Below are 15,024 nucleotides of genomic sequence, written 5' to 3'. Positions count from 1 at the left end.
CCGCAATAATTGCAATCGCGCGTGCCGCCGCGCTACTACTGGCGGTTGGTTACAAATCTACGATGGTAACCCCATCCCCACCCGCTTCTTTCGGTGGGTGGCTGACGCTAAATTTATGGTTGTACTCGGCTAGCTTCTGGCGGACCGCGCGGCGGAGGGTTCCAGTGCCTTTACCGTGCACGATGCGCAGTTGGTCGGCGTCGGCCATGAGCGCGTTATCGACGAAGGCTTCGGTGGTCGCCAGTACTTCCTCGAAGCGCATCCCGCGCACGTCGAGCTTATTGGAAAAAGTCGTGGCGGCACTCAGATTGCTGGTGACGCTCTTTTCGCGGCGCACGGTAAGTTGATCGCGGGCGGGCTCGAGATCACGGACCTTCACTTGCAGGCGTAGACCACCCACGATGACGGTAGCGGACTTGCGGTCGAGCCGCTCGACCTGCCCCGTCGCGCCGCCCGTTCTCAGGCGTACGTAATCTCCTTCCTTAATCGGTTCTTCTGGCTTCAGCGATGGGGCGTAGTATATTTCTTCCCGTAGGTCGGTTACCTGCTTGCCGACCACCTCCCGTTTCTCGCGTAGCTGCTTAGCCTTGATCTTCGCCTCTTCGATCTTTTTGTCCTCTCGCAGTTCCCGGATCAGGTTCTCCATCTCCTTGTTGTACTTGGCCGTTTCGGCCAGCGCCTGCTCCTTTGCTTCGAGCTTTAGTCGCTTACGCCGGACTTCCATGTTGCGGTGGAGCTCTTCGTACGTACGCGTCAGGGCATCGAGGGTCTTCTGCTTTTGCCCCAAATCGGCGATCAGTTCTTCGGATTCAGCTTTCTCCTTCTGGAGGTCCACCAAAAGCTGATCGACGGCCCGGTCATTTTTACCGGCACGCTTGCGTGCGTAGTCGAGGACGCGCTTGGGCAGTCCGGATTTGTGCGCAATCTCGAACGCATAACTGGAACCGGGGCGACCGATCTTGAGCTCGTACGTTGGGTCCAGCGACTCGGTGTCGAAGTGCATACCGCCGTTCAGGATTCCTTTCGTCTTGTAGGAATATATTTTCAGGTTCGAATAGTGAGTAGTGATGAGGCCGAATACTTTGCGGTAATTCAGACCATCTAGTACCCCTTCGGCGATGGCCCCACCGGAAGTTGGGTCGGTACCCGAGCCGAATTCATCGATTAGCACCAGAGATGAGTCGTCCGCGGCGGCCAGGAATTCCTTAGCGTTCTTCAGTCTCGACGAGTAAGTAGACAAATCATCCTCGATACTCTGCTGGTCGCCAATGTCGGCAAATATTTTTTTGAAGATACCCATCTCCGATTCCGCGTCTACCGGCACAAGCATGCCGCACTGCATCATCAACTGGATCAACCCCACGGCTTTCATCGTAATCGACTTACCACCGGCGTTCGGTCCGGAAAGCATCAGGATTCTGCTATTGCCGGACAGGCGCAAACTAAAGGGCACCGTCTTTTTTCCGTACTGGCGATTCTTTAAATATAATGTGGGGTGGCGCCCTTCCTGAATACCAATTTTCGGTTTGGGGTCGACCTTGGGCCGCTCCGCCTTCAACTCCTTAGCCAACTTAGCCTTAGCCTGCACTACGTCTAAGTAAGCAATCAGGTCCTGGTACGTCTGGATGTTGTCGACGAACGGTCGCAGGGTAGCGGAGAGATCCCGCAGGATGCGGTTGATCTCCCGCTTTTCCTCCTGTTGAAAGTCGAAGATGTCATTATTGATCCCGATAACTTCGTTCGGCTCGATGTAAGCGGTTTTTCCCGTGGCCGATTCATCGTGGATGATGCCCCGAATTTTCCGCTTATTCTCCGACGGGACGGTCAGCACCCGGCGGCCGTTTCGCATACTTTCTACGGTATCGGACAGGTAACCGGCGCGCTTATATTTCTCGATGACCTGCCGGAAAGTCTTCTCTACCTCCCGCTGCTTACTACCGATCAGGCGGCGAATCCGCGACAGCTCTTCCGAAGCATCCGAGCGAATCTTCCCGTCCGCATCGATCACCCGCTCAATGGCGGCGGACAGCTCGTGCTGGTAGTCGACCTCCCGGAGAATGGCGTACAGCGTCGGGTGCGTCTGCCGTTGACTACTGCTCTCGAAATACTTAAATATCCCTTTCGCTTGCAACAGCAACACGTTGAGTTTTGCTAGCCCGGACTCGCTGAGTACGTACCCCTCCACGCGGAGCATCTTCATCTCCTCTTCCACGTCGTCGTAGGCGCCGATGGAAAACATGTTCCGATCGTCACTCCCCCGGCGGAACTCAGCTACTTCGTCCAGCCAGCGACTGACCTCGCGGAACTTCGTACTCGGCTCGAGGTTGCGCACGATTGCGCGACCAATTTCGCCGTTACAGTTTGCTTCTACCAGTTCGAGGATCTTGTCGAATTCGAGTTTCTCGTAGGTGTCGCGCGGCAGTAATATCATGCTCCAGTTGGTGATTCGGTAGTTGCTTGCCGACGGACGGCAGCCGCCGGCAGTAAGAGAATACTAACCCGGCGACGAGCCGTTTAGTTCCTCGTGAATGGGACGTTCGCCGTCCCGAAAGCGCTTATGCCGTGGTCAGCAATTCAGGCCACGTAAATCCGACCAATTGATCATTCGGAGGCAGTGAACCGGCTTCCATGGCCTCGCCGATGATGGCCAGGTCGGCATCGCGCTTGACCCCGAGTACCGCCAGCAGTTCACCACCGTTCAAATAGTACGCCAGAAACGGTCCCTCGCCGGGCGTGCCGTCAAAGATAATCTCGTCAAACTTTTCCGCGTGCCCTACATACCGGAAATTCGTGCCCTGCTGGTTACTCCAAAAGAAAGGTAAAGCAGTGTACGGCTCGGCGTGCCCGGCCATGTTTCTGCCCGCTACCCTACCCTGCTGGGCGGCCACCTTCCAGTGCTCGATGCGGACGGCCCCGTTGCGGCCGGGGTACTGAGCGATGTCGCCAGCGACCCACGCGCCGCCGGTGTTGGCGGCCAGGTGATTGTCTACGGAGATGCCCCCGTCGTCGTTCGACGCCAGACCTTCGAGGTAGCTGGTTGCCGGAATTACGCCGATGCCCACCACCACGATGTCCGTCTTGATGCGTTTACCGTTATCCAAGATGACGGCGTTCACGCTCCCCTTGCCCTGGAGCTCGGTTGCTTTGGTGCCCAACTCAAAGGTTACGCCCTTCTCTTCGTGGAGTGCCTGTACGTACTTGCCGACCTGCTCGCCAAATACTTTTTCGAACAACACTTCTTCGGGGCTAATGACGGTGATTTTACCGCCCTTCTTACCGAGGCTCATCGCGGTTTCCAGCCCGATGAACGAGCCACCGATGACGACCACGCGGGTACCCTTTTTGACCTGCTCACGGATTCGGCGTCCATCCCGCGCATCGCGAATGGTGTAGGTATTGCCAAGCTTTGCGCCGGGGATATCGAGCTTGCGGGGTTTGGCGCCGGTGGCCAGTAATACTTTGTCGTAGCTAATGGTCCGGTCAGCAATTTTGATCGTTTTGTCGTGCACGTTAACCGTTTCCGCCGTTGTTTTTTCCAGGAGCGTCACGCCGTGCTTTTCGTAAAAAGCTTCTCCGTGCAGGGGTAAGTCGGGGACGTTGGCGTCGCCACTCAGCAGTGCCTTGCTCACTTTCGTGCGGTCGTAGGGCGGCAAGTCTTCGCTGGTGATCATCACGATGCTACCCTCCCGGTCGTGCTCGCGGATTCCGTAGACGGCGTTGGCCGCGGCAATGCCACCCCCGACGATGGCGTAGGTGAAGTGCTCGGTCGTTTTTTCGGCGGGCGCGGTCGCGGTCGCGGGCTGGCCACTACCTAGTCCCGTACTTTGTCGGGATGCCGTGTCTAGGGAAGGAGCGGGGTTTGGTTGGTCGGCTACGAAAATGTCTCCGTCCCGGACTTCTACTTTAAACGTTGCGATGCCGTCGAGACCGGGTGCTTCTAGCTGAGCCCCGGTGCGAACGTCGAAACAGGCGTGGTGGAACGGGCAACGCAGGCGGTGCTCGCACAGTGCGGCGTTTTCCAGCGGCAGGGCGTAGTGAGAGCACTTGGATTCTACGGCGTACACCTCGCCGCCGACGTTGGTCAGGAGCACTTTGAATTCTCCGTGGTCGAGTTGGTGGGTGTGGCCCGTAGGCAGGTTGCTGAGTTGGAATACTTGAGTCATGGGGAAGGTGGGTAGCTGAATGGTAGAGGAAGAGGCGACACGCTGGCTGCGCACGGCCCGTTACGTTAATACATTTTGTTAGGATTGGTTCGGCCCGGCTACAAAACCAGCCCCGGAAGATCAGACCACCGAGATCAGGTCCGCACCTTCCCTTACCATCTCACCAAAAGCCTCGAGCACGTGACCGTGAGATTTGCACAAGGCCTTGAAGTCGTCCACGTGATCCGGCGCAACCGCGCACAAAAGCCCGCCACTGGTCTGGGGGTCGGCGAGCAGGTACCGCTCGCGGTCGTTGCTGGCCGCGACGCCGTGGCCGTAGCTCGCTAGATTACGCTTCGTCCCACCGGGGACGCAGCCTGCGTCCAGATAGTGATCGAGGATGGCGGCGTCGATCAGCGGCACGTCCCGCATCCGGATAACCGCCCGGGTGTTACTGGCCTTACACATCTCGGTGAGGTGGCCGAGGAGGCCGAAGCCAGTCACGTCCGTCATGGCGTGGACGTAGTCGACCGGACCAATGTGCTGCCCGACCACGTTAAGCTGCGTCATCTGCTCGACGGCCAGGTGAGCGTGCTCGGGTTTAAGCTTCTTTTGCTTTTGCGCGGTGCTCAGAATACCGACGCCCAGTGGCTTGGTCAAAAATAACTGGTCGCTGACGTGCGCGCCACCGTTTTTCTTTAAGAATTTAGTTTGTACCCGCCCGGTTACCGCCAGCCCGAAGATCGGTTCCGGACTGTCGATGCTGTGGCCACCGGCCAGCGGAATGCCCGCCGCTTCGCAAGCCTGCCGCCCGCCTTCGACGACCCGGCCGGCCACTTCGGGCGACAATTCGTTGATCGGCCACCCCAGGATCGCGATGGCCATCATTGGCGTGCCGCCCATGGCGTAGACGTCGCTGATGGCGTTGGTGGCGGCAATTTTGCCGAACGTGAGCGGATCATCGACGATGGGCATGAAAAAGTCGGTGGTGGAAATGATGGCCGTCCCGTCGCCGAGGTCGAACACGGCGGCGTCGTCGCGCTGTACGTTACCGACGAGGAGGTCCGGACACGCCGGTCCTGCTGCAGTCTGGGCGAGGATCCGGTCGAGCACGGCGGGGGCAATTTTACAGCCGCAGCCGGCGCCGTGGGAGTATTCGGTTAGTTTGATCGACATGGTTGGGCTTGGCTTTTCTGGTTTGGGGCAAGTTATGTATCAGAGCGACAAGTGGCCCACGTAAAGGTTGAGGGCATCCTGCCCGAACCCTCGTGCGGAAGCATTGTCGCCATTACTTTCGGACAGTATGCCCTCAACCTTTAGTTTTGCGCGGACCCGATAAAGTCACGTAGGTAAAATCTTTGCGCCTTTGCCCCATAACCTTGCACCCGCGACCGCGCCCAAGTACATTTGCGTCCGATGCAGAAAATAGTGGTTGTTGGTAACGGTAATTTGGCGTGGCACCTCGTCCCGGCGCTCAAACGTCTGAAGCACGAAGTGGTCGTCGTGAGCCGGCACCCCGACCCGGAATTCGAGTGGCCGGTGGAGCTGGAACGCTACGAATACCTGACCCAGTTACGGCCGACGCTGGTCCTGCTGGCCGTCCCCGACGGTGAAATACCGGCGGTCTCCAACCTGCTCACCACACTGCTACCGTTAACTACGCCAGTCGTCCACCTGAGTGGCGCAACGGGCATGAAAAAGATCGACGCCCAGTTTACGAACCGGGGTGTGATGTGGCCCATCCGGAGCATGCTGAAGGGTCAGCGCCCCACCACCTGGCGCGACATGCCAATCGCCTACCAGGGCTCGAACCCGGAGACGCTGGCTTTAGTCCAGAGCGTAGTCGAAGACTTAAGCTGGACCACCTACCCGCTTAACAGTCAGCAACGTGGCCAACTTCACTTAGCGGCGGTATTCAGCAATAACTTTGTGACCTGGCTGTACCAGATCAGCTACGAGCTGTGCGCCGAAAAGGGCATTCCATTTAGTACCTTGTTACCAATCATCCGCAACACGGCGAACCGACAGAAAGGGGACGAACCCCGCCTTTTTCAAACGGGCGCGGCGGCCCGCAAGGATAAAGTAACCATGGAAAAGCACCTCAAGCTGCTCAACGGCCACCCGGAATTTGCGCGGCTCTACCGCTTACTGAGTCACTTGATTCAGGAAGGGCTTGCGAATTGACTCATTCCGTACTCGTCCGCTCGCATGAAATTCTTATTCCTAACCTTGCTCACCTTACCGCTCCACCTCTTCTCGCAGTCCGAGATTTGGCACGGGGTGGACTTTGAGCACGAAGTCACGGAAAACTGGGGGTACGACCTCGCCGCGGAATACCGACGCAACGCCAACCAGGCCGCGGAAGGCACTTATTACCTGATGGTAGGCGGGAATTACCAGGTGTGGGAAGCCATCGACGTAACCGTGGCCGGCCGCTACGAGATCGAGCGGGGCGGCGGGCAGGAATTTAGGTTGTTTACCGACCTCAACTACGCGCGCGACCTTCCCGGGCCATTCAAATTCTCCACCCGAACGCGCTTTCAAAAAGATTTTCCCATCGGGGCGGACGGTAGTGGCCAGCAAGTCGCGGTACGGCAACGGTTGGGGTTGTCGGCTAACCTCACTGAATCCTTCAAGGTGGTGGTGGACTACGAGAGCCGTTACCGCTTCGACCGCCGCAACGAGTGGAGCCGCAATCGGTACACGGCCGGGCTCGACTGGGCCGTGACCGCTCAGTTCGCCCTGCAAGCTTTTTTCCGGATCGACAGCGACATCAACGAGGGGCCCCGCAAGGAGACGTACACATATGGTCTCTACGCTGACTTCGTACTGCCCGACGGTCGCTTACGGAAGTGGAAATACCGGCGCCCGTTCGGTCGGCGACTGCGGTGGTAGTAACGGTAGCTGGAATACTGGACCGGGCCCGGACCCAGGGCGACAAAATCTTTGCCATCTTTGCGCCCCATCATTTTTGATGGAATCAACGTGACTAATGGACTGGATTTTGACATTTACCGGCTTCCTCCTGATTGGAAGCGTACTCTTCGATTTTCTGTTCACCACGCTGTCTGGTAACGGAGCCGCAAGCATATCCACCAACGTCAATGCGTGGATAGCTAATTTGTACCAGCCCCGCAGCGATAATGGTCGGCGCTGGATCGGCGCCATCCAATTGATCTCGACCCTGCTGGCCTGGATTATTTTGTTCTTCATCGGCGGATTGCTGCTCTTTTCCGGTTTTGATGAAATGGTGATTAACTCCACCACGAAGGAAGCCGCTAACTTTCCCGAGCGAATCTACTTTACCGGTTACGTGCTATCCACGCTGGGCACGGGTGACTACGTGCCGGGCGATAACTTTAGTCGCTACTGCACCATCACGTACGCGATCCTTGGTTTTTTTGTCCTCACGACCGCCATTACCTACATCATCAACGTGATGGGCGCGGCCAACAACAAGAAGAACCTGGCCGCCTTTATCTCCAGCATGGGTAACACGCCGCTGGAGCTCTACGACTATTTTACGACCACCCCCGACGCCAAGCTATTCACCGACCGCGTCGACAACATCGTGACGCTAATCAACACCCATTCGAGTTACCACATCTGCTACCCCATCGTTCACTACTTCCTTTCCGACAAGGAAGCTTTTTCCGCGGCGGCTCAGTTAGCCTCTTTTCACGAAGCCACGGCAGCGATGCGCATCACTTACCGGGATAATGAGGAAGTCACGGCGCACCTGGAGCGTATCGATCGTGTCCGCGGGCGGTTCCTGGAAATAGCCCGGATGTCGGAACAACAACTGACCGGCAATGAAGACTTACTGAGGTTGCGGCACAAGTGGACGTCACGGGTTCCCGAAATGGCGGGATTTGCCAACGCAATTGACGAAAACGAGAAACGCCTCGGTGCTTTGCTACAACAGTCGGGGCGAACGTGGCGAGAAGTCTACGAAGGAATTGACTGAGTTAGTTTAATACTCGAGCCTGGTAATCAATGGTGTACCGGTTAAATCGCGAGCGTCAGCGTCAAATCACTTTGCGAAAATCTTAACGACCGCCGCACAACGCTCTGGCGAGCAGCGCCGTTGCTAACGCTGGAACAACCTTCGCAACTATGATACTACGTAACTTACTCTTTATCGCCCTGGCTATCTTTTTCGTGACCCCGGCGCAGGCGCAATTCGGTAAAACGCTGGACCGCCTCAAATCGCAGGCAAATGAAGTACTTGGTGGCGATGGGCCGCTTTCGGAAGACAAAATCGGTGAGGGCCTGAAGGAAGCGCTGAACCAGGGCGTCGACAAGGCCGTCACCAAACTATCGAGCGAGAATGGGTATTACGCCAGCCCGTACAAAATCCTACTACCGGAAGAAGCGGAGTCGATCATTAGCAAAGTAAGCGCGCTACCGGGATTCGGCAACGTGCAGCAGGACCTGACCGAGCGCCTCAACAAAGCCGCCGAGTTGGCCGCCAAAAAGGCCGCGCCGATCTTTGTCGACGCCATCGAGGGGCTTACGATAAAGGATGCCATGAATTTGCTCATGGGCGAGCAAGATGCGGCCACCCGCTACCTGGAGGGCAACACGACGAAATCGCTGGTAACGGCCTTCCAACCGGTTATCAAAAACTCGCTCGACGAAGTAAACGCCACTGATTTATGGCGGACGGTCGTGACGGCTTACAATAAAATCCCGTTCGTAAAAAAAACGAACCCGGAGTTAGACGTTTACGTCACCGGTCGCGCCCTGGAAGGAATGTTTGGCCTGATCGAAGTAAAGGAAACGGAGTTGCGCCAGAGCCCCGCTTTGCGGAATACCGAACTGTTGCGGCAAGTCTTCGCGCGGCAGGATAAATAGCGCGCGCCCGCAGATGTTACCCGAATGTGAGTGGGCGGTACAGACTTAATTTACAGTTAACATTGAGCCGCGGTTTGGTTTGGACCTTCGTGCCAGAATTGCACCCGCCGGGTGTGGTATCTTTGAGGTCTAATCAACTAACCAAACCATTTCTCACATGAGGATATTTACTTCATTTTTTGGCACGCTGCTGCTGGTGCTGGCTATGTCCGTTGCCGCCACCGCACAGGGAGTCACCACGGCTTCCATTTTTGGGAAGATCACCGACAACGACTCCGGTGAGCCGTTAATCGGAGCCACCGTTCAGGCGGTGCACACGCCCTCCGGTTCCACTTACGGTAACGTCACGGATCTCGACGGCTTTTTCCGGATTCCGGGGATGCGGGTTGGTGGTCCTTATACGTTGACCGCTACTTACGTAGGCTACGAGCCAATAATCCGAGAAAACGTCTCCCTGCAACTGGGTCAGGCATTCTCGTTTAGCCCCAAGATGGGTTCCGGCGCGGTGGAATTGACCGGCGTCGAAGTAATTGCTAACCGCTCGGATATTTTCAACGGTAGCCGTACGGGGCAGGAAACAACCATCAGTGAGGAAGTGATTAACTCGCTCCCCACCGTCAGCCGTGGTATTGCGGATTTCGTCCGTTTGAATCCACTCGCCCGCATCGAGGGTGACAACGGAGCCATTCAGATTGCCGGACAGAACAACCGCTTTAACTCCATCTACATTGACGGTGCCGTGAACAACGACGCCTTTGGTCTTTCTGGCTCCGGCACGAACGGTGGCCAGACCGGTGTTTCCCCCATCTCCATCGATGCCGTTGAGCAGTTCGTGGTGGCGACTACGCCCTTCGACATTCGCCAGAGTGGATTCGCCGGTGGTGCCATCAGTGCGGTAACGCGCTCCGGTACGAATGATTTGGAAGGCTCTGCTTACTACTTCTTCCGCAACGACGGTCTGACGCGCGATAACGGTTTTGAAACGGAAGACGGCAACTTCACCTATCCTTCGATCAGTGACTTCAGCGCCAAAACTTACGGTGCCCGCCTCGGAGGCGCGTTGGTTAAAAACAAAGTATTCTTCTTCGTCAACGCTGAAATTCAGCGCGACGAGACGCCCAACGTTTTTGACTTCGACAACTACCAGGGTGATTCCGATGCCGCTGCCATCACGCAGCTTTCCGACTTCGTGCGCGACGAGTACGGTTACGATGTGGGTACCTTCGACAATAATACGTCGTCACTCAACAGTACCAAGCTCATCGGTAAGCTCGACTTTAACATCAGCCCGATCCACAAACTATCCGTCCGCCACTCCTACGTGGAGGCCGAAAATATTGGTGCCCGAAATTCAGGCACCCGTGATATTGGATTCTTTAACGGTTCGCAGTCCTTTGTCTCCAAGACGAACAGCTCCGCCGTAGAACTCAACAGCCTCTTCGGCGACATGGCGAACAACCTGACCATCGGCGGTACCTTCGTACGGGATGATCGCGATCCGCTCGGTGCCCCTTTCCCCGTCGTCAATATTCGCGACGGCGGAAACGGTGACATCCAGTTCGGTAGCGAACCCTTCAGTACCGCAAACTCACTAAGTCAGGACATCGTAACGATCCGTAACGACCTCTCCATCTACAAAGGGCGTCACAGCATCACGGTTGGTGTAAATGCTGAATTTTTCAGGGCGGATAACCTCTTCATTCGTCAGAATTACGGTGATTACGACTTTAACGGTAACGACAGCATTACCGGCCTCCAGCAGTTCTACCAAGGTTTACCCGCCAGCCGCTTCGAGCGCAGTTTCAGCCAGGTAGACAACGTCATTGGCGACGAGAGCGCGGCGGAGTCTACCATTAGCCAGAGCCTAATCGGCTTCTACGTCCAGGACGAATACACCGTCAACGAGCGCCTACGGGTAACCGGTGGTCTCCGGGTCGACGTCCCCATCTGGTCGGCTGACCTGCCACTGAATGCTGACTTCAACGATAATGTTATTCCCCAACTAACGGAAGTTGGCTATGATTTAGAAGGTGCGAAGACGGGCCAGTTCATCAACACGCAACTCGCGTTCAGCCCCCGGATTTCCTTCAACTACGACGTTTTGGGAGATCAAACGCTGCAAGCGCGCGGTGGTATCGGCATCTTCACCAGTCGCATCCCGTTGGTGTGGCCCGGCGGTTCGTTCAATAATTACGGTTTCAACATTAGTAGCCGCCGCATTGAGGACGATGAGTCCGACGCCGTTGTCTTTAACCCCGACCCGAATACGCAAGTCCCAGGAGAAGTCAACGTGGACAACCCCGTTCCCGGAGGACAAATTGATTTGTTCGCCGAGGACTTCAAGCTTCCCCAAACGACAATGTTCAACTTGGCCGTGGATTATAAACTACCCTTCGGCCTCATCGCTACGGTTGAAGGCCTGTACACGAAGTTCAACAACTACGTACGCTACCAGCGCCTTGATTTGAACCCAGCTGCGCAGCGTCGTCTAACCGGTACGCCGGACAATCGCGTGTACTACGTGAATATTGACAACGATGACAACCCCGAAACGGATGAAATCCAGTTCCTGGATACTGACTACGACGGCGGTATTTACCTCGGCACGAATACTGATAAGGGTTACAGCTACAACGGCTCCGTAGTGCTGCAAAGGCCATACTACAAAGGTCTCGTAGCGTCCCTGGGTTACTCCTACGGTGCTTCCTTCTCTTTATTTGACGGAACTTCCAGCCAGAACAGTTCGCAGTGGCGGGGACTTTACGATACCGAAGGTCGGAACAACGACGGTCCCGTACAGCGTTCGACTTTCTCCCCCGGTGGCCGCGTGTTTGGTAACGTGGCGTACACCTTCGAAGGTGAGAAGAGCAGTCAAACTTTCTCCGTCTTCATGAACGGTCAGAATGGTGGGTACTATACTTACGTCGTGGGGGCACAGAATCGCGATTTTGTGGATGACGGTGGATTTAACTTCAATGAAGTCGCCTACATCCCGGCTACTTCAACTGACGTGAGATTGGTAGCTAATGACGATGGTATTTCCGCCGCCGACCAGTACGCTGCACTCGATGCATTCATCGATAATGATAATTACCTGAGCGACAATCGTGGTGGCTACGCGGAGCGGAACTCCAGCGCGCTCCCCTTCAAGACCATCTTTGACGCGCGTTTTCTCCAGTCCTTCAAAGTTCAGTCGGGCAGCAAGTCAAACGTGATTCAGTTGTCCATTGACGTGTTCAACTTGAACAACCTGTTGAACAAAGAATGGGGCCGCCAGTACCGCCGTGGATTTGGTAGCTACACCCTGCTGAACCTCGACGACATCAGCGATGAAGGCGTACCTACTTACACCGTTAACAGTGAAATCTTAGACGGAATAGATTCGGACGAGCTCTTCGAAGATAGCCTGGATGATACCGGACTGCGCAGCAGCCGCTGGACCATGCAGCTGGGTGTCCGTTACATCTTCAAGTAACTTTTGCGGATCTCTTAATTACGAACACCCCCGTCGGCGCAGGCCGGCGGGGGTGTTTTGTGTAGTTAATACGGTAGGCGCGGTCGCGGGTGCCGGGCAAAGAACCGTAGGAGCAAAGTTTGATGAAATATTGTACTCATTACCGTTGCTTATTTCCCGACAAACGCTGCACCCGCGACCGCGCAAAAAACTTAGCCAGCCCGCGTACGCCCCGCAGCATGACCTTGTACTAATCAGTCCGGTGACCGCTGGTCGTTTTCAACCCGACGATTCGGCCAGTTACTCGACCCGATCGCAAGTCGAGAAGCGAAAGTGCATACGATCGTACACGGCCCGCTGTGATGCCTGCCCCGCTTACACCCGGCGAAATACCACTGAACACCACCAGTGAGGGTGCGGCGGACGAGAATTTGTCCGATGAAGCCATTAAACACCCAATAGGGTGTCACCCGGTCCGGCGGCTTGGACGGGAGTGCTTTCGTGGTTGAATGCCTCCCAGCTGCTGTCGCAGAATATTTAAATTAACGCCCTAGAAGCGGTCCGGCAGGGGACGCGCTTACTATTGTAATGCAACTTCGTTGCGATATTATCGCAGCACTGTTGCATTAACGCCTGAGCGTGCTTACCTTCGCTGGCATTGTTTTCTAAACCCCATAAATCAATTTACATGTTCTTCAGTAGCATGCGTATTCTTGCGCTCCTATTATTACCTCTCTGCCTCAGCCTACCCTCCTGCGCGGACGACGATGACCCCGTAGTACCCAACGAAGAGGAAGTGATTACCGACGTAACCTTCACCCTCGTACCCACGACCGGCACCGGTGAAACGGTTGTTTTTTCTTTCGTGGACCGCGACGGAGACGGCCCGGTACAACCCGACACCAGCCAAACTGGAACCTTACTACCCAGCACCACTTACAACGGGAAGCTGACGTTTACAAACGCCTCGGATACTCTCGACGTGGAGGACGTCACGGCCGAAGTCCGCACCGAAGCGCTCGATCACCAAGTATTTTTCACCCAAACCGCGGGTCTCAACCTAACGGTTACTTATGCGGACGTAGATACCGGCGGCAACCCACTCGGCCTGGAAACAACCGTTACGACCGGCGCGCCCAGCAGCGGCAACTTCACCATCATCCTACGCCACGAGCCCGATAAAAGTGCGGCCGGCGTATCAATCAGTAACCCAACCCCGGCGGGTGGAGAAACGGACGTGGAAGTCACCTTCGCTACCTCCTACTAACCCAGACAAAGTGATGTGAATTTTCCACCACGGAATCGCAGAAACACAGAAAACGTCCCTTAGCTTAGGCTGATACGTTATCAATCTGTACCTTCTGCGGTTGCGTGGCTTTTTATATTTAGTGCAAAGCCAGCCGCGGATTGTTAATTATTAAATAACCACCGTCTTCACGCCAACGTGATTTGTACCGGTGATGGCATCAACAATTTTGCCGTAAACGGCCGGTTCCTGCACAAAATCGGTATCACCTAGGTCAATAATTAGCACCGGCGCGTCCTTTTGCGTACCAAAGTAACTGAGGTAAGCGCGTTCCACCGACGTGAGGTAATCGTCCTGCATATCCCGCTCATAGTCCCGCCCCCGTTTGGCAATGTTAGCCTGTAGCACGGCGACCGGGCGGTGAAGGTAAACGATGAGATCGGGGTGTGGGAAGCCGGCGTCCATCGTCTTGTGGATTCGACTAAATAGGCGGAATTCCTCTTCATCCAGCGTATTGCGGGCGAAGAGGAGTGTTTTTACGAAGATATAATCGGCGACGACCCCGGTGGTGAATAAGTCCGTCAGCGCCAACTCAGCCTGCAACTGTTTGTGCCGCTCGGCCATAAAAAAAAGCTCGACGGGGAAAGCATATCGTTCCGGCTCTTTGTAAAAAGGGGCGAGGAAGGGGTTATCGGCAAAGTCTTCCAGGATGAGCCGCCGGTTGCGCTCTTCCGCCAGACGGGTCGCGAAGGTGGTTTTTCCGGCGCCGATGTTACCTTCGACGGCGATGAAATTGGGTAGTTGCGGTTGGTCCATGGGCTAGTTCCGCAATGATATAAAATATCTGGATGAAAATCAGGCAAATCACCTTCGCGCTCGGCGGTAATGTTGGCGACGTAGCGGCTATGCTCGCGGCGGCGCGGCAACACATCGAACTGGAAATCGGCCCCATCGTTGCCCGGAGTCGTGAGTTGAGAACCGCCGCCTGGGGTGTCGAGCAGCAACCTGATTTTCTCAACCAGGTGATTGTGGTCGACCCGACAGTATTCACGGAGCGCGAGTGGAGCACTTCACCGACCGAAACGCTGCATCACTTACTCGACACGACCCAGGCCATCGAGCGGGGGCTCGGCCGGGAGCGAAAACTCCACTGGGGCCCGCGTACTTGTGACATCGACATCATCTTCGTGGACCGGATCCGCCTGGAAACGGAACGCCTCAGCCTCCCCCACCCCTGGTGGCGCGAGCGGGATTTTGTTGGTGGCTTGCTGGCTGCTGATCTGCCCGGGTTCATGCCTTTCGGCGCCCGCTAGCGCGATATTGGT

11 protein-coding genes are annotated in these 15,024 nt (G+C 56.0%); 7 read left to right on the top strand and 4 right to left on the bottom strand.

Features of this window, described 5'->3' with window-relative positions:
- Positions 1-49: 49 nt before the first annotated feature.
- From GGR27_RS01000 to selD, 3 genes are all read right to left on the bottom strand, one after another.
- Positions 50-2,431, bottom strand: coding sequence for an endonuclease MutS2 (locus GGR27_RS01000; RefSeq protein WP_168035536.1), 2,382 nt, complete (start codon positions 2,429-2,431; stop codon positions 50-52).
- A 124-nt stretch (positions 2,432-2,555) separates the two neighbouring features.
- Complete coding sequence (locus GGR27_RS00995; protein WP_168035535.1) at positions 2,556-4,163, bottom strand: FAD-dependent oxidoreductase; 1,608 nt, start codon at positions 4,161-4,163, stop codon at positions 2,556-2,558.
- 120 nt (positions 4,164-4,283) lie between these two features.
- Positions 4,284-5,318, bottom strand: coding sequence for a selenide, water dikinase SelD (gene selD / locus GGR27_RS00990; RefSeq protein WP_168035534.1), 1,035 nt, complete (start codon positions 5,316-5,318; stop codon positions 4,284-4,286).
- 240 nt (positions 5,319-5,558) lie between these two features.
- Between selD and GGR27_RS00985 the strand changes: the two genes are divergently transcribed.
- From GGR27_RS00985 to GGR27_RS00960, 6 genes are all read left to right on the top strand, one after another.
- Positions 5,559-6,326, top strand: coding sequence for a DUF2520 domain-containing protein (locus tag GGR27_RS00985; protein WP_168035533.1), 768 nt, complete (start codon positions 5,559-5,561; stop codon positions 6,324-6,326).
- A gap of 24 nt (positions 6,327-6,350) precedes the next feature.
- The gene (locus tag GGR27_RS00980; protein ID WP_168035532.1) at positions 6,351-7,037 is read left to right on the top strand and encodes a DUF2490 domain-containing protein; all 687 of its coding nucleotides are present in this window, start codon (positions 6,351-6,353) and stop codon (positions 7,035-7,037) included.
- Positions 7,038-7,134: 97 nt separating this feature from the next.
- Positions 7,135-8,109, top strand: a complete 975-nt coding sequence (locus tag GGR27_RS00975; protein WP_168035531.1) for a potassium channel family protein — start codon at positions 7,135-7,137, stop codon at positions 8,107-8,109.
- Between the two features lie 149 nt (positions 8,110-8,258).
- A complete protein-coding gene (locus tag GGR27_RS00970) occupies positions 8,259-8,999 on the top strand; it encodes a DUF4197 domain-containing protein (RefSeq protein WP_168035530.1) in 741 nt (246 codons plus the stop codon).
- 157 nt (positions 9,000-9,156) lie between these two features.
- Complete coding sequence (locus GGR27_RS00965) at positions 9,157-12,474, top strand: TonB-dependent receptor (RefSeq protein WP_168035529.1); 3,318 nt, start codon at positions 9,157-9,159, stop codon at positions 12,472-12,474.
- Positions 12,475-13,141: 667 nt separating this feature from the next.
- Positions 13,142-13,720 carry a type 1 periplasmic binding fold superfamily protein gene (locus GGR27_RS00960; RefSeq protein WP_245184353.1) on the top strand — a complete coding sequence of 193 codons (579 nt, stop codon included), beginning with the start codon at positions 13,142-13,144 and terminating at the stop codon, positions 13,718-13,720.
- Between the two features lie 150 nt (positions 13,721-13,870).
- Here GGR27_RS00960 and GGR27_RS00955 read toward each other — a convergent pair whose 3' ends face one another.
- Positions 13,871-14,515, bottom strand: a complete 645-nt coding sequence (locus GGR27_RS00955; protein ID WP_168035528.1) for a deoxynucleoside kinase — start codon at positions 14,513-14,515, stop codon at positions 13,871-13,873.
- A 32-nt stretch (positions 14,516-14,547) separates the two neighbouring features.
- Here GGR27_RS00955 and folK point away from each other — a divergent pair, with 32 nt between their 5' ends.
- Positions 14,548-15,012: a 2-amino-4-hydroxy-6-hydroxymethyldihydropteridine diphosphokinase gene (gene folK, locus GGR27_RS00950; protein WP_168035527.1), complete on the top strand. Its 465-nt coding sequence runs from the start codon at positions 14,548-14,550 to the stop codon at positions 15,010-15,012.
- The last annotated feature ends 12 nt before the right edge of the window (positions 15,013-15,024 follow it).

Source organism: Neolewinella antarctica (assembly GCF_011927835.1).
Lineage (GTDB): Bacteria > Bacteroidota > Bacteroidia > Chitinophagales > Saprospiraceae > Neolewinella > Neolewinella antarctica.
Note: the sequence above shows the minus strand (reverse complement) of the source record. Positions and strands in the feature narration are given on the sequence as shown.

Coding starts and splice junctions, on each gene's coding strand:
- GGR27_RS00985 (WP_168035533.1), top strand. CDS start 5,559: ATGCAGAAAATAGTGGTTGTTGGTAACGGTAATTTGGCGTGGCACCTC.
- folK (WP_168035527.1), top strand. CDS start 14,548: ATGAAAATCAGGCAAATCACCTTCGCGCTCGGCGGTAATGTTGGCGAC.
- GGR27_RS00980 (WP_168035532.1), top strand. CDS start 6,351: ATGAAATTCTTATTCCTAACCTTGCTCACCTTACCGCTCCACCTCTTC.
- selD (WP_168035534.1), bottom strand. CDS start 5,318: ATGTCGATCAAACTAACCGAATACTCCCACGGCGCCGGCTGCGGCTGT.
- GGR27_RS00955 (WP_168035528.1), bottom strand. CDS start 14,515: ATGGACCAACCGCAACTACCCAATTTCATCGCCGTCGAAGGTAACATC.
- GGR27_RS00960 (WP_245184353.1), top strand. CDS start 13,142: ATGTTCTTCAGTAGCATGCGTATTCTTGCGCTCCTATTATTACCTCTC.
- GGR27_RS00975 (WP_168035531.1), top strand. CDS start 7,135: ATGGACTGGATTTTGACATTTACCGGCTTCCTCCTGATTGGAAGCGTA.
- GGR27_RS01000 (WP_168035536.1), bottom strand. CDS start 2,431: ATGATATTACTGCCGCGCGACACCTACGAGAAACTCGAATTCGACAAG.
- GGR27_RS00970 (WP_168035530.1), top strand. CDS start 8,259: ATGATACTACGTAACTTACTCTTTATCGCCCTGGCTATCTTTTTCGTG.
- GGR27_RS00995 (WP_168035535.1), bottom strand. CDS start 4,163: ATGACTCAAGTATTCCAACTCAGCAACCTGCCTACGGGCCACACCCAC.
- GGR27_RS00965 (WP_168035529.1), top strand. CDS start 9,157: ATGAGGATATTTACTTCATTTTTTGGCACGCTGCTGCTGGTGCTGGCT.